The organism is Aeromonas sp. HMWF016 (assembly GCF_963878195.1).
Taxonomy (GTDB): Bacteria; Pseudomonadota; Gammaproteobacteria; order Enterobacterales; family Aeromonadaceae; genus Aeromonas; species Aeromonas lacus.
The window spans coordinates 1-23,390 of record NZ_CAWNWX010000122.1 but is presented as its reverse complement, the minus strand read 5'-3'; the positions used below and the strand labels follow the sequence as shown (position 1 = coordinate 23,390).

The following is a 23,390-nucleotide window of genomic DNA, read 5'->3' as shown; positions in this document are numbered from 1 at the left end:
TGATCAGGGGGGGATTGCCCCTTATGATGCGAGCTGTTTTTCTTAAAAATGACCGGAACGAGATGAAGGTACGAACGGCCTTATTGGCAGCGCTGTTGCTCAGCGGCTGCCAAAACCTGAGCCATCAGGATGACCGGGCGCTAACGGCAATCGAGCCGATCAAGTCCCCCCAGGTCAACAAAAAAGCGCATAAAAAACACTCTTCACGATTTCTGTTTGGCGATGAACAGCTGGACGAAATGGAAGATACGGACAATCTGTGGGTGCGTATCAGCGATGATATGCAACTGGAAACTCCGGACAATGCGCGCATCCGCCAACAACGTGAGTGGCTGTTGCGCAATGATAAGCATCTGGCGACCATTGCCAGCCGGGCTGAACCCTACCTCTATCTGATGGTAGAGGAGATTGAACGGCGTGAGCTGCCAATGGAGCTTATTACTGTCCCGATGATCGAGAGCATGTTTGATCCTCATGCCCGATCCCGCAGCAATGCCGTCGGTTTGTGGCAGTTTGTGCCCGCCACCGGCAAGAACTTCGGTCTGCGCCACGACAACTGGTATGACGGACGGCGCGATGTGCTGGCCTCTACCAATGCGGCGCTCGACTATCTGGAGTACCTGAACCGCTTCTTTGATGGTGACTGGCTGCAAACGCTGGCCGCCTACAATGCCGGTGAAGGACGGGTTCGCAACGCCATCCAGCGCAACCAGCGTGCCGGCAAGCCGACCGACTACTGGTCGCTCGATCTGCCGCGCGAAACCCAGATGTATGTGCCAAAGATCCTGGCCATGGCTGACATGATCAGCAATGCGGACCAGTACAACGTCCAGCTGCCGGTGCTCGCCAACGAGCCGAAGCTGCGGGTGGTGGAAACCGGCAGCCAGATCGATCTGAACGTGGCGGCCCAGCTGGCCGGTGTACGCACCTCGCAGCTCAAGGAGGTCAACCCTGCCCTGAGCCGTGGCGTGATGTCACCGCGCGGCCCCTACCGCCTGCTGGTACCGGTTGAATATGCCGATACCCTGGAGCTGGCACTGGCCGATCTGCCCAAGAGCGAGCGTATCCGTACCCGCTCCTATCAGGTCACCAGTGGCGACACCCTGTCACGCATCGCCCAGAATCACGGCGTCAGCGTGAGCGAGCTGAAACTGGCCAACAATCTGCGTGGCAACAGCCTGCGTCGCGGTCAGCGTCTGGTGATTCCGACCAGCGGCCATACTGTCAGCAGCAAGGCAAGTGCCGCCCCGCAACAGCTGGCCAGCCGTGGCAGCAGCCAGAAAGGCAAGGTGAGCTACAAGGTGCGCTCAGGTGACAACCTGTGGAGCATCAGCCAGGCGCACGGCGTCTCCCACGAGGAGCTCGCCAAGTGGAACGGTTTGAACGCCAAGTCGGCCCTGAAACCCGGCATGAAGCTGGTGGTCTATCCCAAGCAGGGGAAGAAGAGCGACAAGTCGATGGTCTATCAGGTTCGCCGTGGTGACTCCATCTCCTCCATCGCCGCGCGCTTCCAGGTCGCCATCAACGATGTGATGCGCTGGAACCAGCTCGACAAAGGGGACTACCTGAAGCCGGGCCAAGAGATCACCCTGTTTGTGAAGAACAACAGCTGATCCCCCGCCAACGCCATTAAAAAACGGAGCCAGTCAGATGACTGGCTCCGTTTTTTAATCCCCTTTACTCGCCATAACACAGTTCGCGCTCTTCATCCTGATAGGGCCGGACAGCACTGGCCAACCGCAGCCACCACCATATCCATCAGATCGGCCAACCCCTTGAGCGCCTTGCTGGCATGTTCTGTGGCCATCCCGGAGAGCAGGCTGGTCACTATAAGCTGGATTTATGGTATTTCCCCAAATGCCCCAACTTTTGCTTATACCGCTTCGCCAACCCCTTAACATGACCAACCTGGCCTAAAGAGAGCGGGAAACACCCTCCGTCCGATCAGCCACATACGATTCACGCCCGCAACCAAGGGGCTATTGCATGGCTTATTCCCAGAGCCGGGTCGGCACCACCAGCAGCACGGTGCGCTGGCCAATCGCCACGTTGGCATTGGGGAAGACCACCGCCTCGCGCGGCTGCTCGACGGTGTAGCGCAGCTCGCCATCCTCGGCCAGCACGAACCCTTGCGGGAACTCGGTGAAATTGTCGACATCGCTGGCAAACAGAAAGCGAAACTGCTCCGATTTTTTGGTGATCACCCGATCGATGGCAAACAGGGTGAAATCATCCGCCCGCCAGGGTTCGAGCGCCACCTCATCTTGGCTGACCAACTCCTGCAGCGCCTGCCGGGTTTCGATAAAGCGGGTCATGTCGTTCTCGCCAAATGGCCGCACCTTGCCCAGCTCCACCGTGAAGGCGTGGGCGCCGTGCTGGCGCGAGCTGTAATAGCTGAAGGTGGTGGTCGGGCTGGCGGAGAGCAGTATGGTGCGCACCCCGCAGGCGCCGAGGAACTGCACCTGCTCGCGGCAGTGGGGCCGCTCGTGGGGGAAGGGATAGACGGCAAACTTCTCGTGGCGCGAGCCGCGAATGGCGGTGTGCAGATCGTAGTGGTAGCGAGGACGTGCCGGATCGGCAAAGAAGCGGCTCACATACTGCTCAAGGCGCATGGCGCGGATCCGCTCCCGATTACAGAGCCCCTCCCCCTTGCTGTGAGCACCGGAGAAGAGCCGGTTCATGTTCTCCTCCACCTCCCGCAATCCCAGATTCATCGCCGCCGGATTGCCAAACAGGAACAGCACCCGATGGCGGGCGCTCAGCTCGCCTGAGAGCAGACGGCTCAGCAGCTGGTTGCAGATCTCGATGGGGGCGGTCTCGTTGCCGTGAATACCACAGGAGAGGACGATATCCTTGCGCCCTCCGGGCTGGCCGCCCGCTCCGCTGGCAGGCTCCAGACAGATGACACCGGTATCCCAGATACTGACCTGCGTGCCATCCGGCAGCGCAAAATCAAAGGGATCGAGCTGCCACTCATGGCTGCGGGTCATGGCCAAAAAATCGTGCTGGGGAATCATCCGTCTCACCCTCTTGCGCTGGAATACTATGGCCGGATTATACGCAAGGCGTTGCGGCTTAAAACCGATTTTTAAACAAATTCAAACATTAACGATACAAATTGCGACAAGGTAAAACGGCAGTAATGGGTGGAACAATAGAGGGATATAAAAGAGGGGAAGCGAGGGCAATAACGGGGCAAACAACAGCAGGGTTGACGGGGTGACCTGATGTCACCCGGCAGTCAGCATACAAGGTCAGCAGATAGACGAGGCATCCATGCCCGGCTGATCAACCACGCCAGAACGGCTTGGTGGTCTCTTGATAACGGTCAGCTTCGTTCAGGCCGATGTCTTTGAGCAGGTACTCGGGCAGCTCGGAGAGCTGGCGACGGCTGCGGCTGCGATCCAGCCAGGTCAGAACGGTCATTTTAACGCGAGCAACCAGATTCAATTGGCTGGAATGCTGGTAACCGGTTTCGGTATAAGTCATGTTGGCCATGATGTGGCTCCTCTGAATATTTGTTTACGCACTGGGCTTCAATTTGATGCGCAAAGCTTAGTCAGGGAGTCAGACCGACTCAATTGACGAATTTTGATACGTTACATTAGTAAATCTAATGTCTAAAAACGGCAGGATTTAATTTTAACGCTTTGATTTTAAACAACTAATTATTTTAACGGTTGGCCAGCAGAGTCGCACAGCATATTGTGCTGCATGGAACCCATCTATATATGCATTTTACTGCTTTACATATGCAGGGGCGGACAAGGTGTGAACAGCTGGCAACAGCGGAGTTACACGAAATTGTTAATTTAATGATCTCATAGCGATCTTTATTTAACATACTGAAACATAAATAAAACCAGCACCTCATCCCCATTCAGAGGCGCACATTGCCCCCTCCCCAAAGTGCCTCTTGGCACTCCAGCCGCATGCTGGTATGTTTATTTATACAGTAGTTTTGCTACCCGCAGGTGATGTCATACCTGATGTCGTCAACAGCGGGTCAGACCACAGGATCATCGATGGATACCTTTACCCCTACCGCCGCCCTGCGTCAACAGATGGAGGCCATTGAAGCCTCTCTGGATCAGCTTGCCACCCTGCTCGGCCAGCTCGAACTGCAGGAGGCCCATGTCTATCCCCTCCCCCCGGTAGCACAAGGCGAAGAGCACGACCCCATCAGCCAGATTGAGGTGGGTTACCTGAGCGGCGGCGAGGCACTGGCTGCCACCCTGTCAGCCTATCGGGATCACAGCGCCCGCCCCGGCTGCTCCACCAAGGCCACCCGTCGTCTGCCGGGCTGGCTGCGCTTTCCCGCCGCCGCCGCTCCGCTGATCCAGCCGCTGGTTGAGGAGATCAATCAGCGCAAGCTCGATTTCAAGGCGCTGGTACAGCAAGCTGGCGGACGGGACGAGAAGTTCGAGCTGGTACATACCGCCCTGCCCGGGGTGATCACCCTGCAGGTCTACCGCAAGCTGACGTGGCTACATGGAGAGCTCCACTCCCTCGGTTTTACCTGGGCCGACAAGCAGACCATCAATCGCCTCACCCGCGAACAGGTGCTGGAGATGCTGGAGCGCAGCCGCCGCTACATACCGGCTCTCTCCAACAACGAGGAGTGGAGCAAGATGGTGGATCAGGAGGTGTACGACATTCGCCGCCTGCCCGCCGATGCCGAGCTGCGGATCCGCCGCCCGGTCAAGACCCACCCGATGATCAACCTGCTCTGGCAGGATCGCACCCCGCGCAAGCAGCAGATCAAGGCGAGCCTGCCACTGCTGCTCTGCTCGGACAGCCCGCCCGCAGTCACCCATCTGGGCAACTATCCCCCCAAAAGCCGGCAGGCGCGGCGGGATCGCAAGATTGGTGGCGAGCCCATCATCGAGCGGTTGCACCTCTACCTCTATCAGGGCTAACGCGACGAGCCTGCTAAAACCGGCACGCAGAAACGACAGAGGGGAGCACATCGGCAAGATGTGCTCCCCTCTTTCATATGGCATGGCCATGTCGCTGGTGCTACAGCGGATCAGCTCATCAGCAGGGCCCGCAGGCTCTCCACATCCAGCCCGCGTACCTCGGACTGGCCGCTCAGCAGACCATCGGCCAGCGCCCGCTTCTCGTCGTGCAGGGCGACAATCTTCTCCTCCACCGTCTGCTCGCACACCAGCCGATAGACGGTTACCGGCTGGGTCTGGCCCATCCGGTGGGCCCGATCGCTCGCCTGATCTTCCACCGCCGGGTTCCACCAGGGATCGAGGTGCAGCACGGTATCGGCCTGGGTGAGGTTGAGACCGGTGCCCCCCGCCTTGAGGCTGATGAGAAACAGCGGTACCGCCTCGTGGCGAAAACGCAGGATGGAGTCCTGCCGCGCCTTGGCCGAACAGCCGCCATCCAGATAGCAGTAGTCCCAGGACTTCTGCTCGATGCGGGCACGCAGCAGGCTCAGCAGATCGACAAACTGGCTGAATACCAGCACCCGATGACCGCCATCGATCGCCTCCTCCAGCAGGGCCATCGCCTCATCCAGCTTGCTGCTGGTCTGCGACCACTCGGGCATCACCAGCTCCGGCGAACAGCAAAGCCGACGCAATCGGGTTAACCCGCTCAATACGTGCATCAGGGCACGGCCATCGGCACTTTGCACCTGCTGCACCACCTCGCGCCGGGTTGCCTCGTAGAGCTGACGCTCCTCGGGAGAGAGGCTGATGTGGTGGATGATCTCGGTCTTGTCCGGCAGCTCGGTCAACACCTCCTGCTTGAGACGGCGCAGGATAAAGGGGCTGATCACCGCCCGCAGCAAGGCCATGTGCTGGGGATCCTTGACCGCCTTGCCAAAGCGGCGCTTGAACTCACCGAGGCTGCCGAGCAGCCCCGGATTGATAAAGGTGAAGAGACTCCACAGCTCCCCCAGATGGTTCTCGATGGGGGTGCCGGAGAGGGCGAGGCGGAAATCGCCGTCGAGCTGGAACAGCAACTTGGCGCGCTGGGTACCGGCGTTTTTGATCTGCTGCGCCTCATCGAGCACCATGGAGGACCAGCGGCGCGCCTTGAGCGCCTCCGCCAGACTGCCGAGCATGCCGTAATTGATAAGGATCACCTGCCCCGCTTTGGCATCGCGAATAATGCGCTCGCGCTCGGCGGGATTGTCAAAGATCACCACCTCCAGCTCGGGGGCGAAACGGGCGACCTCCTCCTGCCAGTTGGTGACCACCGATTTGGGCACCACCACCAGCGCCGGCCCCAGATGTTGGCGCATCCGCAGGACGATCAAGGCCTGCAGCGTCTTGCCAAGACCCATGTCATCGGCCAGGCAGGCGCCAAAGCCGTGATGGGCCAGGGTCGCCATCCAGCGCACCCCCTCCTTCTGGTAATCCCGCAGCGCGGTGAGCAGCTCGGGCGGACAGGCCACCTCCTGCTGCCACTCCTGCTGCAGGGATTGCCACGCCGCGTCCCCCTCGGTGGTAATGACCGAGAGCAGACGGGTGAGCGGGTAAGCCAGCTTGTGGTTGATCCGCTGCTCGTCGTCGAGCATGGCCCCCAGCATGGAGAGCCGCTCCACCAGCTTGTCGCTCAGCATCAGGCTGGTCTTTTCGTCGAGCTGGACGGTGCGCTGGCCTGGGGTCAGCTGGCGCAGGATCAGGCGCAAGTCGAGGATCTGGTGTTCATCAAGGGCGAGCGCCCCCTCTACCTGAAACCAGTCCTGACGCCGCTCGATGCGCAGGCTCAGGGCCGCCTCATCGAGACTCTTGAGGCGCGCACTGTCCTGATGCCAGTGAATGACCACACCGGCATCCACCAGCTCGGGCAGGGCATTGACCAGCGCCAGTGCCTGCTCTCCTTCGAGGCGCCACTCGCTGCCGGGCAGATCGATGGGAAGCTGGTTGCGCAGCAGCTGGGCCTGCCCCTTCTCGGCGGCGAGATCGCGCTGCCAGTAGTGGTTGCCCTTGATCCCCTGACGGATGATGGTCTCCCCCTTGCCCAGAGGCTGGGGAGGCAGCTCGTCAAAACGGGTCACCAGCTTGACCGCCAGCTGGCCATCCTGCCAATCGAGTTGCACCGAAGGAATACCCGGCCAGGGGGCCAGTTCTGCATTGCCGTGCAATCCCTCAACCTGGCTGTGCCAGGGCAGATCGGCGATCCCGTCAAGGGTGCGCTGCAACTCGCTCATCCCCTCGGCGGGCAGCAGCGGGATGGATTCGAGCGCCGGCAAGCGGTCGAGCAGCGGCTGCGGGGTGAGGATGAGCTGCCACAGATCCTGCGCCAGCGGCATGATGTGAGCGCCGCGCGCGGCTGCAGCGGGGATCAGCAGAGCGCTCATCCCCTCTTCGGTCGCCACAATTTGCAGCAGCGGCGCCGTGATGGCGAGCTGCAGCTTCTGCCCCTTGGCGTTGAACAGGCGCGGATGGTCGGCGAGCGGCGCCCAGACATCCCGGGGCAAGCGCCCCATCACCCGCGGCAGGGTGCGTACCACCGCCCAGTCGTGCTCATCAAGCAGCGCCGCATACTGGGTGGAGAGCAGGGTGGGATCGACCCGGCGGCCCGCCGTCCACTCCCCCTTGGTACTGAGCTTCTGGATCTTGCACTCCAGCTCGGGGCCATCGGCATGGAGCAGCCACACCAGCCGCTCCTGCGGCTTGCGAACGCCACTGGCGCGGCCCAGCCCCTGCAGCCAGTTGAGCCAGCTGGCGGAGGCGGCCCCCTTCTCCTCGCCGGAATCTTCCTCTTCCGCGTCATCATCGGCATCGCTGCTGCGCAGCTGGCCAAGCGGCGCCCCTGTGGCCGCCTCGCCCAGCAGCAGGCGCAGCAGATCCTGACAAAACGCCATCAACCGGTGATGGGGTTCGGCATCGAGCAGGTGGGAGAGATCCCACTTGTGCAGCATGGCCACCTGCGGGCTCTGGACGCCGTGACGGGCCAGCGCGCAGAGATCGAGCCAGAGGTAGCCCCAGTGCAGCTCCTCTACCGGCAGTTGCAGGGTATCGAACAGCCCGACCGCCTGACCGTGCCGCTCCCCGGCCCACTGACTGAGCAGGTCGGCCAGCAGCGGAAACTGCCCGCCGAGGCTGCGCTGCCACTTCTTGCGCTGCTCGCTGGCGATAACGGGGTCAGCCTGTTGCAGCCAGCCAAGCCAGAGCAGGGCACTGAAGGCTCGGGGCCACTGCCCCTCATGACCCTCGGCCTGCCACTGACCAAGGGCCGTGAGCAGCCGCTCACCCAGCGGGCCGCTCTCTCCTTGCGAGGCAACCGCCTGCAAAGCAGGCCACAAGAGGCTGGAGTCGGAGCTCTCGCCATCACCGCAGAGCCAGCGCCACTCCGCCTCGAATGCCCGCCCTTGCACCTGTACCTCGGGGGCACAGCGGGTCAGTGCACTCGCCAATGGCCAGCGCTCTTCATAGGGGGCATCGAGCAGCAGTTGCAGCGAGAAGTGCTCCAGCAGCAGTTGCTGCCAGGCAGGGCTGGAGCCGGCCAGTAGCTGATGGGCATCGGGGGTATCGAGCAGGGTGAGCAGCTCGCCGGGAGAGAAGAAGGCCGGGATCTCGCCCGCCTTGCCCCGGCACAGTTCGCGCACCACTCCGTGAACCAGATCCTGACCGGTCACCGAGGAGACCCGGCTCCAGTCTGGAGCGGCGCACACACCGGCCCGCACGCCCAGGATCAGCGCCAGCGTCCCCTCGGCAGTCAGGCTCCACTGCTGCTCCCCACGCAATCTGACAAGGCCGGCGTCATGGAGCCGGGTCAGGTGGCTGGCGAGCTCATGGCCCGCCTCCAGCGTCTCTTGTAACAGACGGGTACTGGCGACACGCTGCAGTTGCAAGGTACTGAGCAGGAGATAACTATCCGAAGAGAGGGTGGAGGCAGACATCAAAACTCACGGGCAGATGCAAAAGCGGAATTTTAACGGTAAAGCGCCGGCCACTCGACCCTTTACAGTGAAATAACTCAAAAAAAAAACGGCCATCCGTGATGACCGTCGAAAGTAACGAAGGAAATAGCCGGATTTACCAGTTATCTCCCACAGCGGGAAAATCGGGAGCGCTAGCCCCTAATTCGTGGAGCCAATGCTAGAGGTTGGCGCTTCAAAAAGCTTTGAAGCGGATCACAGTTGAAAAGGATTTCTGAAAGCGCTTTCAAATTTCAAGCAGGAAAATTGCACAGTTCAAGCCAAATGAGTCACAGTGCGACCAGAAGCCATAGTGCTGATCGCCTGTTGGCTGACAGCTCCATGTTTGATGTTATCAACCACTCATCTTGCCCGGATAACTCCTTTCAACACCAGAAAACATCAAACGCAGCCCCGGTAAGCAAAACAAAAAACCCGCAGAGCCATAAGCTATGCGGGTTTCAGGTATTTCCCGGACTGTTCCGAGTCACTATTTGGCGGAGAGACAGCCCGCCTGAGTCATATCCAACCAAAACCAGCCACACCCTACATATACAATTAAAATCAGCACCTTATAGACATAACCGTCCAACACCGTCCGACTACAAATGACTCTACCCCGCACTAAATGGCACAATGGATGGCATAGTCAATGGCATGCCACATTATCAAGGAATCTTCCCTATGGCACTTCTTACCGATACCAAAGCACGTAATCTCAAGCCGGGTGACAAAGCGGTTGCACATGGTGGCGTAACAGGCCTTGCACTTCATCCATCAACGGCTAAAGGTCGTGGCAACTGGGTGCTTCGTTATGTCAGCCCAGTGACCGGCAAACGCAGAAATGCGGGATTAGGTTCTTACCCAGAGATATCCATCGCCGATGCCACCAAGCAAGGACAGAAGATGCGAGAGCAACTCGCCAATGGCCTTGACCCACTCGAACTCAAACGTACGGAAGAGAGCAAACCCTCTATCCCAACCTTCGAGGCTGCGGCTCGAGAAGTTCACTCCAAACTGCTGCCTGGATGGAAAAACCCCAAACATGGCAAACAGTGGATCTCGACGCTCGAGCAGTATGCATTCCCCATGATTGGCCAGAACTCAATCTCAGCCATCACTCCTGCGCAGATCGCTGAGGTCTTAATGCCGATCTGGTTGGAGATCCCTGAAACTGCCAGCCGTGTGAAACAGCGGCTGCATGCGGTCATGGCTTGGGCCTGGGCGCACAGTCACTGCCAAGCAAATCCAGTTGATGTGGTGAATCACTTGCTTCCACTACAACCCAGTAAATCCGTGCGTACAGAGCACCAACCGGCCATGCCCTGGCGTGACATTCCCGCCTTTGTTCAACAGCATTTGAGGACGACACAACGTTACGATGTAACTCGCTTAATGCTGGAATTCTTGATCCTGACGGCTTGCCGTTCAGGTGAAGTCAGAGCAATGAAGTGGTCAGAGGTAGACTTGGAAGCAAAGATCTGGACCTTGCCAGCGGAGCGCATGAAGGCCAAACAAATGCATCGCGTCCCATTATCTCTTCGAGCTGTCGAGATCCTGATGGGATTACAGGGGTTGCATGATGAATTGGTCTTCCCTTCACCACGGGATCAAGTTCCCCTATCAGACATGGTACTAACGACATTTTTGCGACGGGTAAAAGCGCCAAGCTCTACTCCTAGCCGTCTGGCAACGGCACATGGCTTTCGTTCCAGCTTTCGCGATTGGTGCAGTGAGCAAGGCTATGCGCGTGATCTCGCTGAACGAGCGTTAGCTCATACCGTACAAAACAAGGTAGAAGCTGCGTACCACCGCACAGACTTGTTAGACCAGCGTCGGCCCATGATGAATGCGTGGGCTGAGTTTGTGGCTGGTGACTTGCAGGTTGAAAAGAAGGAAGCGGCCATCAGGCGCTTCCTTCTATGAGCTCGTTTAGCCTGATATGCTACGCAGCCACCTGATGGGCATAAAGCTGATGCGGCGCCTTCCCTGGCCATTGGCCTTGCCTGTCAGGTGGTCTGTTGCAGGTGATCCTGATAGACCTTCTGCCACTTGGTATGCTCAGCCTTATCGCCTCTGGCCTGCCAGAAAGCACAGATGCTATCGGCCAATTCTGCGGCCATGGCATGATCGTTATCACGACGGCAAATCAGATACTGGGCCAACCAGTTTTGGTACTGCTTCATTGATACCTCGTAAACCGCAATCCAAATCAATTGACCGGATCGGTATCTGTCTTGGGCTGTGCGGCACGGTAAGCGTCCATGATCGGGGCCCAATCCATACCGAGCGGTACAGGGTGTTGCTTGAATAGCTCGCCATATTTCTTGTCGAAATCATCCATACCGTATTGGCGCACTATCGACACTCTCTGATCATACCAATCATCGGTCACCTCTTCGGCGATACCACGAGCAAGCAGTAGGTCAGGGCCAAGTTGCAATCCTCCTCCGGTTAGCATTACCTCGAAATAACCACCAGGAGCTAAACCAAAGTAGAGGCGGTTTCGTCTATCATGACGTCCTTCGACTAAATACACCTGACGCATTTTCTGCTCTAGATCGGTAGGTAGATCCACCTTGATGCGGTAGCGCTTGCGATCATGGAACGAAACCATCTCAATCACAGCCTTATCGGGAACGGGAACACCATCGGTAGGCAGGCCACCGCCGCCCGCCCAATAGTAACGCTGCCCCTTGATTCGGTCAGCAAGCAGATCTCCAGCCACTCCCCCTCCAGCCAGTAGAAGTGCTCAACCACCCCTCCTCGCTGGCACTGATGGAGAAGAGCGCAAAGCGGTGATACCCCAGCGGGATGGCAAAGGCGCGCACCAGCTGCTGGATCTCCTCCAGCCGCTGACACCCTTCCAGCGCCACCGCAACCTGCAGCGCACTGGCTGGCGAGGACGACAACTTCATCGCTTGGCAACCGCCTCCAATGGCCCACCACTCGAACTTGACCGGATTGCCGGAGAGGGTGGCCACATCAAAGGCAAAGCCCGCCTTGTCGAGGTGATACATGGGCAGCAGGGTTTCGACCGGATGGTTGCCGGTGGAAAACAGGGTACCGTTGTCGGTGGGCAGATAGCGCTCATCGGCCCCGATCAGCAGGATCTTCCAGCGCCCCTCCCGATAGGGGGCGGGATAGTCAGCTCCTGCAAGATCAGACTTTCGCGAGGTGAACTGGCTCAGGGAGTAGGTCGACGGAAAGAAAGCATTCTGCTCTGCCGGATCCGGGGTCGGTTGTTTATCGCCAACAAGCATATCAGTCATGGGTCAGGCTCCAGTAGTGGTGGACTCGGTCTCACAGTATTGACTGTCAAAGACCAAGTAAATGAGGGTTTTCCCTCAACCGCCATGACGATGGCAAGAGGTGTGACCGCGCTGCGACAAAACCTGAACAGAGAGCCCGCCAGACTTAGGCCATCGCGGCAAATGCCCTGACGATGGCATCCATGACTGCCCTGACCCGCGCGGCATGCTGCACATCCTGATGGGTTACCAGCCACACATCGTAGGATTGCTGTAACTGCCGCTCGGGCCAGACCCGTACCAACCCGGCTTGCTCGGCGAGCGGAACCGCCACCTCGCCAAGCCCGAGCCCCATCAACAGGGCCTGACGCAGCATCAGGCTGGTATTGACCCCTGCAGCGACCGTGGCCCCCTCGGCCGCCTCTTCGAGCATCATGGGCGAGCGCGCGCTCTGCCACTGGGGCTCATACACCACCAGCGAATGGCCCGCAAAAGCGGTGCCCGCTTCGGGTATACCATGGCGCGCCAGATAGTCAGCAGAGGCATACAACCCGACGGGCCAGGAGGCCAGCTTGCGAATAATCAGGTCGGGATTGTCCGGCTTCACCGTCCGGATCGCGATATCCGCTTCCCGCAGGGACAGATTGACCACCTGGGTCGAGGTATTGAGGATGACCCTGATATCGGGATAACGCTGATGCAGCTCGGTCAGGGCCGGTATCAGAAAATCCATCCCCAGGGTGTCTGTGGTCGCCACGCTAACCTCCCCGACCAGACGGTTGTCGACCCCTTGCGCCGCCCGCACAAAATCAATGGCCGCCAGCTCCATCTGCTGGGCGCTGGCCAGCACTATCTCGCCGACATGAGTCAACACATACCCTTTGGATGTACGGAGAAACAGCGTGGCCGCCAGACGATGCTCCAGTGCGGCAATCCGTCTGCCAATGGTGGCCTGATCGACCCCGACCACACGGGCGGCGCCTCGCAGGCTTCCCTCCCGATGCAACGCCAGAAAAATTTTCGCATCATCCCAGTTCATCACAGCTCCCGGTTGGAATGCATTTTTGCATTACAGGTGAGGGATAATACTGCGTTTATTCATCAACAATCTCCACTATCTTGGTGCTCATCCCATCCGGGGAACCTCATATCACCTCGTTACAAGGAGCCGCTGATGCATAACGCCTATTCCATTCCCGCCACCATGAGCGCGGTAGAAATTACCCAGCCCGGTGGCCCCGATGTCTTGCAACTGACCACCCGGGCCACACCAGCGCCCAAGCCGGATGAGGTCTTGATCCGGCACTATGCGACCGGCATCAATGGGCCGGATGTGATGCAGCGCAAAGGGCTCTACCCGCCTCCGGCAGGGGCATCGGATATTCCCGGGCTAGAGGTCGCGGGGGTCGTGGTCGCCAAGGGGGATCAAGTGGCCCATCTCAAGATTGGCGACCAGGTCGCCGCGCTGATTTCGGGTGGCGGCTATGCCGAGTACAGCGTCGCCCACCAGAGCAATGTCCTGCCCCTGCCGCCCGGATTGAGCTTTGTTGAAGCCGCGGCGCTGCCGGAAACCTTTATGACGGTCTGGTCAAATATGTTTGAACGGGGTCAGTTTAAAAAAGGGGAGATCATCTTGATCCATGGCGGAGCCTCCGGCATCGGCACGACCGCCACCATGCTGGCCAAGGCATTTGGCGCCGCCAAAATCATCACCACAGTCGGATCACCCGAGCAACAGGCCGCCAGCATCAAACTGGGCGCGGATGTGGCCGTGCTCTACAAGGAGGAGGATTTTGTCGAGGCCGTGCATGCTGCCACCGATGGCCATGGCGCCGACATCATTCTCGACATCATTGGCGGGGAGTATGTCGCACGCAACTATGCAGCGGCAGCCATCAATGGCCGCATAGTCCAGATCGGCATTATTGCGGGCGCCGCCCCCAATCTGGATCTGTTTCCCATGTTGCAAAAGCGGCTGACCCATATCGGCTCCACCCTGCGCTCGCGGACCCCACAGGAAAAAGCCGAGCTTATCGCCCAGCTGCAAACTCATGTCTGGCCATTTATCGAAAGGGGCGAGGTCAAACCGCAGGTTTACCAGACCTTCCCCCAGCATGAGGCGGCCGCCGCCCACCATTTGCTGGATTCAGGCCGTCATATCGGCAAGCTGGTGTTAACCATGGCGCCGTTGTCGTCAGATTGATAAAGCCCATCGTGGAGCAGGCCGAGGTGGATGCCATCTATACCAAATACTTCCCGGCCTACCTGCCGGCCCGCACCGTGATCGCGGTGCGCGAGCTGCCCGCTGGCGCGCGAATCCAATGGCTGTGGGTTTATAACCATGAACGGCCCAACATGGCGCTAGATGGCTATACACCGAAGCAGCATCTGGCAAAGGCTGCATGACCTCTACTTTTGAATGCCCCTAGAAATGGGGGGATTACCCAGGCAAATAAGGAATCGCTTATGAAATTGGCAACATTGAACAGTGGCAAGCGCGATGGCGCTTTGGTGGTGGTGAGCCGGGATTTGACCCGGGCGGTGCGGGTGAGCGAGATTGCCCCGACCCTGCAGGCTGCCCTCGACGAGTGGGCTGAGATCGCCCCCAAGCTTGAGGCTGTCTACCAGCAGCTTAACGAGGGCCGTGCGGCCGAGGCGTTCCCCTTTGACGAAGCGTCTTGCCTCTCTCCCTTGCCGCGTGCCTACCAGTGGGCCGATGGCAGCGCCTACGTCAACCATGTGGAGCTGGTGCGCAAGGCGCGCGGCGCCGAGATGCCCGAAAGCTTCTGGCACGATCCCCTGATGTATCAGGGGGGGAGCGACAGCTTTTTGGCTCCCCGTGGGCCGATTGTCATGGGCTCGGAAGAGTGGGGGATCGATTTCGAATCGGAAGTGGCCATCATCACCGACGATGTGCCGATGGGGGTAAGCCCGCAAGGGGCCGCCAGACACGTCAAACTGCTGATGCTGGTCAACGACGTGAGCCTGCGCAACCTCATTCCGGGGGAGCTGGCCAAGGGGTTTGGCTTCTTCCAGTCCAAGCCGTCGAGCGCCTTCTCGCCGGTCGCCATCACCCCCGACGAGCTCGGCGATGAGTGGCGCGATGGCAAGGTGCTGTTGCCCCTGCGCACCCATCTGAATGGCGCTCTGTTTGGCGCACCGGATGCCGGGGTGGACATGACCTTCAACTTCTTCGAGCTGATTGCCCACGCCGCCAAGACAAGACCGCTCGGGGCGGGTTGCATCATCGGCTCGGGCACAGTCTCCAACTACGATCGCAGAGCCGGTTCATCCTGCATCGTCGAGCGCCGCATGCTGGAAATTCTTGATTGTGATCAAGCCATAACACCCTACTTACGATTTGGTGATAGAGTGGACATCACCATGCAGGATCGCGATGGCAAGAGTCTGTTTGGCACTCTCTCCCAGCAAGTGGTGCAAGGCGATGGCCAGACAGGGTGATGATCCCCAAGAGAGGGGGCCGACAGGTGGCCAAGCTGCCTGTCGGCTGACAAAGGAAGGACCAAGTATGTTGCAGTTGTTTGGCTATTGGCGTTCATCGGCAAGTTTTCGGGGGCGGATCGTGATACAACTCAAGGGGCTTGAGTATGAACAGCACCCGGTGAACCTGCGCCAGGGTGAGCAGCGCGAGAAGGGCTATCGCCGCATCAATCCGCAGGAGCTGGTGCCATTTCTGGTGGACGGGGGATGTGCAGATCGGCCAGTCCGTCGCCATCATGGAGTACCTCGACGAAACCTATCCCGCCTACTCCCTGATGCCCTCGGCCCCCCAGGCGCGCGCCCGGGTGCGCCAGATCGTCAACATGATCGCCTGCGATACCCATCCTCTCAATAACCTGCGGGTGCTCACCTATCTGCAGGAGCACTTCAGCGCCAGCAAGGAGCAGGAGTCCCGCAGGTATCGCCACTGGATTGACGAGACCTTTACCGCCCTGGAGCAGTTGTTGATGACCACAGCCGGTGTCTACTGTGTCGGCAACGAGGTGACCCTGGCCGACTGTATGCTGGTGCCCCAAGTCTACAACGCTCGCCGCTACGAGATGCCGCTGGATGACTACCCCGCCAATCAGCCGGATGCCAAACCCTGATCCTGTCTCATCTCTTTGTTTGGGGGGCTGATGGCAGCCCCTGCCTGGCAGGGGCCGCGGGCGGATGATCGCACTAAAAAGTGGTAATGGATATGCAGGCTGTGGCTGTTGAGCGCGGGGTTCTGCTCACACTCCTTGTGTTGTCGTTGCTACCAAGCCGGAATAATGTGACACGAGCGAGCCCCTTCGCCAAGGCTCATCTTGAGCCCTTCCCTGCGCCAGCGCCCCATTAAGCTCGCCGGATTTGCAGCCAGGCGCTCAGCTGGTCTTGAGGGTGCCAGCCAGCAATCAGGTTGGCTCATCCCGCCAGTAGAGCTCGCTACATAATGGCAACATCGATCGTTCATTCAGATTTTTATTTCGCCATTTGACATATCGGTTGCGTGATCAGCTACCCACTTTTGGCTATTCGATGGAATTCAGGAAGATTTTTTGTGTTATTTATCGCTACCCATCGTTGCGGCTGCGATAGGGGCTCGCTTTATCCATCTTATTTTTCTCGTGAGTCCTGGGCTGCGGCATATAGCAACAGGCCTGCCGGAGATCGTCACGCCTCGGTGGGCATGAATTGCGTACCGCCACGTCTTATGAAGGTGATGAAGTAAATGGAAGATTCTAGCGTCACCATCAATGAGACGTTGTTGCCCAAATCGATGCAGCTTGAATGGAACTAACTGAGGACCCGGTGATCTGCTCACCACCATCCTCTTCAAGTTTGCATAATGAGCACGTCGCTTCACCCCATCACCAACTGGCCTCAATACAACAAGTCTCTGATTAGCCGTGGCTCTCTCACCTTCTGGGTTGATGCAGGCGCCATGGATAACTGGTTTCACCAAGACCATCACGGGCGACGGGGCCGTAGCCAACTCTACACTGACCAGACCATCTGCACCTTCCTGATGCTCAAGGGGATTTTCAGCCTCACTCTGCGAGCGACCCTGGGGCTACTCGACTCCTTGTTCGCGTTGATGAATGTACCGTTGTGCGCTCTGGACCTATAGCTGTGTCAGCAAGCGAGCACGCTCGGTGACGGTGGCTTATCGACAGCCCCCAAAGGAACGCGTTACCGACTTGGTCATCGACTCAACCGGGCTGAAGGTGTTTGGTGCGAAAGATTCTGAATTGGAACAGCAGCTCGATGCGGTCCTTGAGCCTCACGCGCTGCTCGCCCAGGTGCGCCAAGTAGGCCATGAGGTCGGCAGTCTTGCGCGGAGTCAGCCTGTACTTGTCCAACGACGTGGCCTGAACACCGTTTTCTGCCTGCCACTGTTGCAGGTAGCGCCACTCGATCATCAGCTCGTCCAATTCGATCTGCAGTTGTGCCGCCCGGTTGTGGTCTTGCAGGTGCTGCTTCAGGCGGGTCAGCAAGCCTTGGATCTCTTCTCGAGACGGTGCTGTTCCAGGCGCATTGGAGGGCCATGCAGGCAAGTTAGCGAAGAAGGCCTTACGGTTATCCTCATTGCCAAGCTTGGCTACCAGGTAGCCCAGGCCGCATTTCTCCAGCTTTTCGTAGACATTTTCCACTGCTGCATTGTTATTGGACAACACGGCCACCGTCTGTCTGCGCAACAGGATATTGGCGAGGATGTTGAGGATGTTGAGGATGTTGAGGATGTTGAGGATGTTGAGGATGTTGAGGATGTTGAGGATGTTGAGGATGTTGAGGATGTTGAGGATGGTCTGGGCCTTGCCGGTTCCCGGTGGGCCTTCGATCACGCTGATTTGCGCGCTGAACGCACGCTCGACGGCCTGGTACTGGCTTTCGTTCAGCCCGAACGGATAAATGAGCCCCTGACCTGGGGCGATCGTGCCGTTGCGCCCGTTGCAATAGGCTTGCAAGGCAGTGCTGGCGATGGCTGGCAGTTTTCCAAGCTGAGTCACGACATTGCTGGCTATGTTACGATCAGTCTGCGACTGCGCTTGAGCGTGTCGGGTACTCGCAATCTTCATGAAATAACCGAAGACCGGCGTGTCCTTGAGCGAGGTTATGGCGATGAAGACGATGCCATCCATCCTGTGGACATAAGGCCTGCTGGTGCCAGGATAGTACACCACGGCATATCGCTCGCCGTAGATCACCGCTTTGTCGATTAGCTTGACGCCCCTACTACCTGGCTTCGTCAAGAGCACATTGGTCAACTCACGGGTAGGAGACACTCGGCAATTACTGAGCGGGCGAGAGTATTTTTTCTTGGAGGGGAAATGGCAGGTTAGTTCCAGGGCTTGACTGTTATTGCTCCAGCGAATCGTCCAGTCGCTAATTTTTGCGGTCTTGTCCTCACCATCAACCAGAATCGATATCATGTACTTTTAATCCCTAGTCGCATTGCGTCCGGCTTTGCTTCACGTCAAACACTACGGTTTCCAAGGGAGAACATATTGCCATCGTTGCATGCAAGGTGGATATGGAAAAAGGGCCCCTGAGGAATGAGGCCGTGCTGGTGATGCGCAAGGAAGGGCTGGCGCACTGGAAGCAACACTCCGGGTATCACCGTCGCTCGCTGGCAAAGACGGCGCTCTATCGGTTCAAGCAGTTGCTGGCGGGGAAAATCAGCCTGCGTAACTACAACGGCCAAGTGGGAGAGGTCATGGCCTACGTGTGTGCGATGAACAAACTGAATGCCCTTGGCCTACCTGTCAGAAAGCCCCGAGTGTAGCGCTCACCCGGGGCTGGGAACGTCATGACTTGCTGGCTGATTTGGGAAACAACGCCGAGGAGATCCACAAGCCCAATCGTACGTCGCACGACGTAGCGCCCAAGGTTTATCTTCGAAAGAGATCCTGCGTTGTTTGAAACGCTATGTCGTCAGGGAACTCTACCCTTTGATCTTGGCCGATTTAGCTGACTCAGCGCGAGCTTGTTGACATAGGAGCGTCAATGCGGTTGCTGAATCGTTCTTTAGTTCGCTGAATAAAGGAGCGCATCAGAAAGCGGACCTACAAAACCCGTGATCTGGCCCGCGCAGATATCTTCGATTACATTGAAGCGTTCTATAACAGAGTGCGACGCCACAGCCACCTTGGTGGTATCAGTCCGGAGGCCTTCGAACAGGCCTCGTCGTGAGGACAGAATATGTCTACCGTCGTGGGGTAAGTCCAACCATGAAAGCTACGACAATCGGCACTGTGGCACTGTGGCACTTCTGATGCCGTTTTGGGTAGGGGCGACCATCTCATTAACAACGCCGTACCGAAGGGTAGCGACTTGAGTCTGGTGACTCCGGATGCGATATCGACCTTCGAGCGGCAGGTGAATTTCAGGCCCCGCATATGTCTGGAATTCAGACAACCTCAGGTGGTGTCTAAGGGGGGCAATCGGAACCGTCTTTTTGAGCGAATGTTGCACTTCAGAGCTGAATTCGCCGGGGCCTGTCAGAAAGCCCCAAGTTTTATATAAAACTTGGGGCTTTTTATCATACCTCTATGATTTTTTGATTAGAAATTAGTCATCTGTTTTTGCTATTGATTTTTTTGATACAAACAACCCCATGGGAGTTCTGATCCGCCATGAAGAATAGATTGCTTTTAAACGAGCCAAAATTCCCATAAGCTGCGCTGGTAAAAGTCAGGCTTGAGGGGGCGATAAAGATATCAGGTTCGCCTTCTATGGATCCGTCGGTATTCGGATCGAACCAAGATCCTGGGCGACATGATTTGATGTGTATTCCTTGATGAAAATCTTGCAGATGAATTTGATATGTATTTCCTTTCTCAAGCATATAATTATAAAAAAGTTCCGTTACTCCATAAAAATCCCCTGCCTCTGATTGAATAGGAGTACATACCTCATTCTCTTCTTTCTCTTTAAACGTCAAACTAACGCGATTTTCCGCATCACCACTTTGTAATTTTACAGTTGCAGTTACCGTTTCTGCGATGACATCTGTATAGTACAGTGTCGCTGGCAGCAGAATATCAGACTCATTAAGGGTGGCATTACCACTAACAGAAGCAAGAGCTGCAATATCTGTTAGCTCAATACCATTTTCATCTTTTGCATGCCATTCAATAACATTTTGTGCTGTGCCGTCTGCGACTTGGTTATTCTGCGTTACATGTGCAGTCACAAAAATATCACTAGGGATCCCTTTGCCAAAAATATTGTAATGTGAAGATGTACCTTCAAACACTTGACCATTTACGGTATAGCTAAGTGTTAATCGGCCATATTCATTCTGGTGGGTGCCGCCATATAGATTAAATTGTCTTTTGGCAATCTTTAGGGCAATAATTATTTCGGTAGGGTCAGAGATCCTGTGCTTAACATCAAAATCCGGCACAGCAAAACCAGCCGCATTTTCACCACTCAGGGTAAGAATAATTTCATCGCCATCTTGCATTCCTGGCCAAGGGATAATATCCACGATGACAGGGTCACTCAAGTCAGTGAGATATACGTCGGTATTCGGTTGCTCAGGAAGATAAGGAGGATAAAAGTCGCCCCCACCACCCGAAGATTCAGTAAATTCACAAGAAGGAGAGCCTACGTTTCCGACAGAAGTAATTAATAGGCTAACTTTTTCCGCTGTTGTATCTGTTAGGGTCGCACTTGCTTCCCCTTTGGAGTTGGTGTGCATGGTAGTACTTTGTTTTCCATTGGAAAACACTGCATCCCCGTTGTTTATTCTGAAATCCACTTTAGCATTTTCCAGATAGCCATTGTCATCAGTTACAACGGCTTTGGCAATATTAGTACTCACACCATCTGCTTTAGCGCCACTAGTGCAAGATGTTTCGAGCGCCGTATTGGAAAGTGAAGACTTGATTGAGTTCATAACAACTTCCTTTTTCTTAAACGTTAATCAGAATATTAATGCATATCAGTTTTTACATTGCAGCTAAAGGTTTCAGATAACGCAAAAATATCGGCATTCGAGCAGGTGTAATAACATTGCGCTTTTCCGTAATAACCTTCTCCATTAGGTAAAAAGAGATTCTCAGAGGGGATGGTAAACTCAATGTCATTTTTATCGGTAACTTTCTTGTCAAGAGAATATTTTGAACCATTGATGACTTGATTATTAAAATCAGTGCCGATCCAATATACTGTAACAGTATCGCCAACAGCAAATGATTGATTGGTTACTTTAACAACTACCCCAGAAAGAGCATCATCGCTATTAATATACCCATCATTAGCCATGGGTACCGAAGGTGCCTCTAACGTCGGGGATACTGCCCCACTATCTTCAATGTCAATATCCACGCCAGAAGAAATTTGGATGTTAGATGCGATATCTTTAACTTCGTAGTAAACGTGGTGTTTGCCTGGATTAAGCGCTTCAGATGGAAAATTATTAGAAATATCTACTGTATAGGGAAGCTGAGAGTTGTTCTGAATTGAAATTTCTTTAGACATTTCTCCCCAGTAAAATGTAATTACTACATCGCTCGTTACTTCAAAAATTGGAATAATAGTAGTTACGCCGAACAAGAGGTCATAGTGATCAAGGGTACCATCCTCTCCATTTAGTACTTGTGGTTTTTCTAGACCAGTTACGATGAAAACTTTTGCGGACATTCCTGTAGTATCATCACTAGTTGTAGCTGCTACAGTCACTATCCCATTTTTATTACCAGTCAGAATCGTAGTAGCCTTTCCATCTTTATCTGTTTTAGAGCTTGCAGAATCAATACTTCCTCCCCCTGTCACCGTCCAATTGACAGTTGCATTAGGTACTGGCTTTGGTGGGGTGGCATCATCCATTACCACTGCTGAAATTTTTGCTGTTAATGAACCATCATTCGGAAGGTGTTTTTTATCACTCGTACAACTTGTAACTTGGGATACCATAGTATATTTCCTTTTTTTAAAACTAAACCACTATTAATGGTCGGAACAGGCTGAATTACTCCAGCCAAAATACAATATGCAGATGCATATTAATCATTCAAAAGTCTGAAAAAACAATATTACTTCTTACAAGAGAACCAGATGACTCCGGAAGGAAAATTGTAACCACTACTTCCTCTGCATATGAATTTACTATATCAATAGTAGCGGACTTATCATCATTTAATAAAATATCTGCAGTGTTGCTAATATATCCATCTATTAGTGCATTTCCTGATACATGTACCTTGGCTTTTGTAATATTCATATCCGCCGTATTATTTACCTGCATGTAAAATGAACACGGGGTAATTCCATCATTTGGTGCTCCAGTAGTATGATTGATATATTTAATATTTCCCGTCCCCATTGTATACGGACCAAAATTAATCGTGCTTACTACTTGAACATCGGGATGATTGGTCTCATATGCAGTAATGGTGGCGCCACCTTGATGTAAGGCTTTTAGTTTGAAATTTAAACTACCCTCCTCATCTAGGATGGCATTGTAAAGACTGTCTCCAGTCTCATCAAAGATGATATCTTGACCACTAGTAAATAAGGTTAACTCTGTACCGGGACTACCTTTAATTACTCCACGATTAAAAGGTGTAACGTGTACAGCATTAAAGTCATAATTAACTGCACCGGTGGTAATTCGCATTTTCATCTGCGTTGGCAAAACAACAGGCACAATTTCAACACATGCAGAATTGGAAATTCCAACAATTGAAGATTTTGATACCTTGTGACTAAAGCGAACATTAGAAAAATAAAAATCGCGCTCGACATTATAATATGCAGTAGCAGTTCCACCAATAAGTGGCTCTAACTTATCAAATTCAATTAAAAATCCTACCCCGTTAATAACATCTTCTTGCGTAACATTTTTAGAGTAAGTGTCGTTATTTATCAATTGATGTTTTGAATTAAACCCCGACCAAAATAATGTCACCTTATCCTTGGCAAGGATGTTTGAATTGGGAGCTACTAGAACATGTGTTCCTCGATTTGAATTTATACTATCTTGAGTTATCTTGCCATCCGTAGCATCAATGAAAATTGGTGATGGGTATTTTTCACTAGGGTTTTCATTGACAATTTCAATCTTTAAAGTTTTAGAACTCTCTTGGTTGCCAGCTATATCCACAACAGTGTAGAAAATGGCATGAGAACCAATATCTACATTTTTATTAATAGAGAAAATAATTGGTTTATTTATTTCAGTGTTAATGTCAATGAGGAGTTCTTTGACAAGGTCATTATCCCATGTGACTGTAATATAATCACCGATCGCCATGGTTTGATAT

Annotated in this window: 17 protein-coding genes and 5 pseudogenes; 10 read left to right on the top strand and 12 right to left on the bottom strand. The window is 55.2% G+C overall.

All coding sequences use genetic code 11. The features are described 5' to 3' along the window. The first annotated feature begins 62 nt into the window (after positions 1-62). Positions 63-1,613: a lytic transglycosylase gene (locus AACS24_RS20805; protein ID WP_108571865.1), complete on the top strand. Its 1,551-nt coding sequence runs from the start codon at positions 63-65 to the stop codon at positions 1,611-1,613. 92 nt (positions 1,614-1,705) lie between these two features. Here the strand turns inward: AACS24_RS20805 and AACS24_RS22030 are convergent, their stop codons facing one another. From AACS24_RS22030 to AACS24_RS20795, 3 genes are all read right to left on the bottom strand, one after another. Then, positions 1,706-1,828: a hypothetical protein gene (locus tag AACS24_RS22030; RefSeq protein ID WP_258223011.1), complete on the bottom strand. Its 123-nt coding sequence runs from the start codon at positions 1,826-1,828 to the stop codon at positions 1,706-1,708. Positions 1,829-1,991: 163 nt separating this feature from the next. Next, on the bottom strand, positions 1,992-3,017 hold the full coding sequence (gene astE / locus AACS24_RS20800; RefSeq protein WP_108571864.1) for a succinylglutamate desuccinylase: 1,026 nt from the start codon (positions 3,015-3,017) through the stop codon (positions 1,992-1,994). 271 nt (positions 3,018-3,288) lie between these two features. Continuing rightward, positions 3,289-3,498: a DUF1127 domain-containing protein gene (locus AACS24_RS20795; RefSeq protein ID WP_033114254.1), complete on the bottom strand. Its 210-nt coding sequence runs from the start codon at positions 3,496-3,498 to the stop codon at positions 3,289-3,291. A 527-nt stretch (positions 3,499-4,025) separates the two neighbouring features. Between AACS24_RS20795 and AACS24_RS20790 the strand changes: the two genes are divergently transcribed. Continuing rightward, positions 4,026-4,919 (top strand): DNA replication terminus site-binding protein, encoded by an 894-nt coding sequence (locus AACS24_RS20790; protein WP_104014365.1) that lies wholly within the window; start codon positions 4,026-4,028, stop codon positions 4,917-4,919. A 110-nt stretch (positions 4,920-5,029) separates the two neighbouring features. On the opposite strand, the gene AACS24_RS20785 is transcribed toward AACS24_RS20790, so the two are convergent. After that, positions 5,030-8,866 carry a DEAD/DEAH box helicase gene (locus AACS24_RS20785; RefSeq protein ID WP_108571863.1) on the bottom strand — a complete coding sequence of 1,279 codons (3,837 nt, stop codon included), beginning with the start codon at positions 8,864-8,866 and terminating at the stop codon, positions 5,030-5,032. Positions 8,867-9,568: 702 nt separating this feature from the next. On the opposite strand from AACS24_RS20785, the gene AACS24_RS20780 reads away from it, so the two are divergent. Next, positions 9,569-10,810 (top strand): tyrosine-type recombinase/integrase, encoded by a 1,242-nt coding sequence (locus AACS24_RS20780; protein WP_108571862.1) that lies wholly within the window; start codon positions 9,569-9,571, stop codon positions 10,808-10,810. An 83-nt stretch (positions 10,811-10,893) separates the two neighbouring features. Here the strand turns inward: AACS24_RS20780 and AACS24_RS20775 are convergent, their stop codons facing one another. The 4 genes and pseudogenes from AACS24_RS20775 to AACS24_RS20760 form a co-directional block, all read right to left on the bottom strand. Next, positions 10,894-11,070 carry a hypothetical protein gene (locus AACS24_RS20775; protein ID WP_181364254.1) on the bottom strand — a complete coding sequence of 59 codons (177 nt, stop codon included), beginning with the start codon at positions 11,068-11,070 and terminating at the stop codon, positions 10,894-10,896. A gap of 26 nt (positions 11,071-11,096) precedes the next feature. Next, positions 11,097-11,624, bottom strand: a pseudogene (locus tag AACS24_RS20770) (DUF2931 family protein); the annotation flags it as partial. After that, the gene (locus AACS24_RS20765; RefSeq protein ID WP_258223009.1) at positions 11,590-12,156 is read right to left on the bottom strand and encodes a hypothetical protein; all 567 of its coding nucleotides are present in this window, start codon (positions 12,154-12,156) and stop codon (positions 11,590-11,592) included. The gene AACS24_RS20765 and the pseudogene AACS24_RS20770, both read right to left, overlap by 35 nt. Before the next feature lie 145 nt (positions 12,157-12,301). Continuing rightward, a complete protein-coding gene (locus tag AACS24_RS20760; protein ID WP_108571861.1) occupies positions 12,302-13,174 on the bottom strand; it encodes a LysR family transcriptional regulator in 873 nt (290 codons plus the stop codon). 135 nt (positions 13,175-13,309) lie between these two features. On the opposite strand from AACS24_RS20760, the gene AACS24_RS20755 reads away from it, so the two are divergent. The 5 genes and pseudogenes from AACS24_RS20755 to AACS24_RS20735 all read left to right on the top strand — a co-directional run. Next, on the top strand, positions 13,310-14,338 hold the full coding sequence (locus AACS24_RS20755; RefSeq protein ID WP_108571860.1) for an NAD(P)H-quinone oxidoreductase: 1,029 nt from the start codon (positions 13,310-13,312) through the stop codon (positions 14,336-14,338). Between the two features lie 26 nt (positions 14,339-14,364). Beyond that, the gene (locus AACS24_RS20750) at positions 14,365-14,541 is read left to right on the top strand and encodes a hypothetical protein (protein WP_445206807.1); all 177 of its coding nucleotides are present in this window, start codon (positions 14,365-14,367) and stop codon (positions 14,539-14,541) included. A 60-nt stretch (positions 14,542-14,601) separates the two neighbouring features. Then, positions 14,602-15,597, top strand: coding sequence for a fumarylacetoacetate hydrolase family protein (locus AACS24_RS20745; protein WP_108571858.1), 996 nt, complete (start codon positions 14,602-14,604; stop codon positions 15,595-15,597). Positions 15,598-15,664: 67 nt separating this feature from the next. After that, positions 15,665-16,244 (top strand): annotated as a pseudogene (gene maiA, locus AACS24_RS20740) (maleylacetoacetate isomerase). 722 nt (positions 16,245-16,966) lie between these two features. After that, positions 16,967-17,354: pseudogene (locus tag AACS24_RS20735) on the top strand (transposase); the annotation flags it as partial. Here the strand turns inward: AACS24_RS20735 and AACS24_RS20730 are convergent. Further along, positions 17,331-18,197 (bottom strand): AAA domain-containing protein, encoded by an 867-nt coding sequence (locus AACS24_RS20730; RefSeq protein WP_258223020.1) that lies wholly within the window; start codon positions 18,195-18,197, stop codon positions 17,331-17,333. The pseudogene AACS24_RS20735 and the gene AACS24_RS20730 overlap by 24 nt on opposite strands. A gap of 458 nt (positions 18,198-18,655) precedes the next feature. Here AACS24_RS20730 and AACS24_RS20725 point away from each other — a divergent pair. Next, positions 18,656-18,904 (top strand): annotated as a pseudogene (locus AACS24_RS20725) (IS5/IS1182 family transposase); the annotation flags it as partial. A gap of 220 nt (positions 18,905-19,124) precedes the next feature. Next, positions 19,125-19,311: pseudogene (locus AACS24_RS20720) on the top strand (IS3 family transposase); the annotation flags it as partial. A 382-nt stretch (positions 19,312-19,693) separates the two neighbouring features. Here the strand turns inward: AACS24_RS20720 and AACS24_RS20710 are convergent. From AACS24_RS20710 to AACS24_RS20700, 3 genes are all read right to left on the bottom strand, one after another. Further along, the gene (locus AACS24_RS20710; RefSeq protein ID WP_108571857.1) at positions 19,694-21,022 is read right to left on the bottom strand and encodes an Ig-like domain-containing protein; all 1,329 of its coding nucleotides are present in this window, start codon (positions 21,020-21,022) and stop codon (positions 19,694-19,696) included. Between the two features lie 35 nt (positions 21,023-21,057). Next, positions 21,058-22,041 carry an Ig-like domain-containing protein gene (locus AACS24_RS20705; RefSeq protein ID WP_146181440.1) on the bottom strand — a complete coding sequence of 328 codons (984 nt, stop codon included), beginning with the start codon at positions 22,039-22,041 and terminating at the stop codon, positions 21,058-21,060. A 97-nt stretch (positions 22,042-22,138) separates the two neighbouring features. After that, positions 22,139-23,390: hypothetical protein (locus AACS24_RS20700; RefSeq protein ID WP_181364253.1), on the bottom strand; the 1,252-nt coding region annotated here is incomplete at its 5' end.

Excerpts from the sequence above, each read along its gene's own strand:
- AACS24_RS20805 (WP_108571865.1), top strand. The coding sequence starts at position 63 with ATGAAGGTACGAACGGCCTTATTGGCAGCGCTGTTGCTCAGCGGCTGC.
- astE (WP_108571864.1), bottom strand. The coding sequence starts at position 3,017 with ATGATTCCCCAGCACGATTTTTTGGCCATGACCCGCAGCCATGAGTGG.
- AACS24_RS20795 (WP_033114254.1), bottom strand. The coding sequence starts at position 3,498 with ATGGCCAACATGACTTATACCGAAACCGGTTACCAGCATTCCAGCCAA.
- AACS24_RS20790 (WP_104014365.1), top strand. The coding sequence starts at position 4,026 with ATGGATACCTTTACCCCTACCGCCGCCCTGCGTCAACAGATGGAGGCC.
- AACS24_RS20785 (WP_108571863.1), bottom strand. The coding sequence starts at position 8,866 with ATGTCTGCCTCCACCCTCTCTTCGGATAGTTATCTCCTGCTCAGTACC.
- AACS24_RS20780 (WP_108571862.1), top strand. The coding sequence starts at position 9,569 with ATGGCACTTCTTACCGATACCAAAGCACGTAATCTCAAGCCGGGTGAC.
- AACS24_RS20775 (WP_181364254.1), bottom strand. The coding sequence starts at position 11,070 with ATGAAGCAGTACCAAAACTGGTTGGCCCAGTATCTGATTTGCCGTCGT.
- AACS24_RS20765 (WP_258223009.1), bottom strand. The coding sequence starts at position 12,156 with ATGACTGATATGCTTGTTGGCGATAAACAACCGACCCCGGATCCGGCA.
- AACS24_RS20760 (WP_108571861.1), bottom strand. The coding sequence starts at position 13,174 with ATGAACTGGGATGATGCGAAAATTTTTCTGGCGTTGCATCGGGAGGGA.
- AACS24_RS20755 (WP_108571860.1), top strand. The coding sequence starts at position 13,310 with ATGCATAACGCCTATTCCATTCCCGCCACCATGAGCGCGGTAGAAATT.
- AACS24_RS20745 (WP_108571858.1), top strand. The coding sequence starts at position 14,602 with ATGAAATTGGCAACATTGAACAGTGGCAAGCGCGATGGCGCTTTGGTG.
- AACS24_RS20730 (WP_258223020.1), bottom strand. The coding sequence starts at position 18,197 with ATGAAGATTGCGAGTACCCGACACGCTCAAGCGCAGTCGCAGACTGAT.
- AACS24_RS20710 (WP_108571857.1), bottom strand. The coding sequence starts at position 21,022 with ATGAACTCAATCAAGTCTTCACTTTCCAATACGGCGCTCGAAACATCT.
- AACS24_RS20705 (WP_146181440.1), bottom strand. The coding sequence starts at position 22,041 with ATGGTATCCCAAGTTACAAGTTGTACGAGTGATAAAAAACACCTTCCG.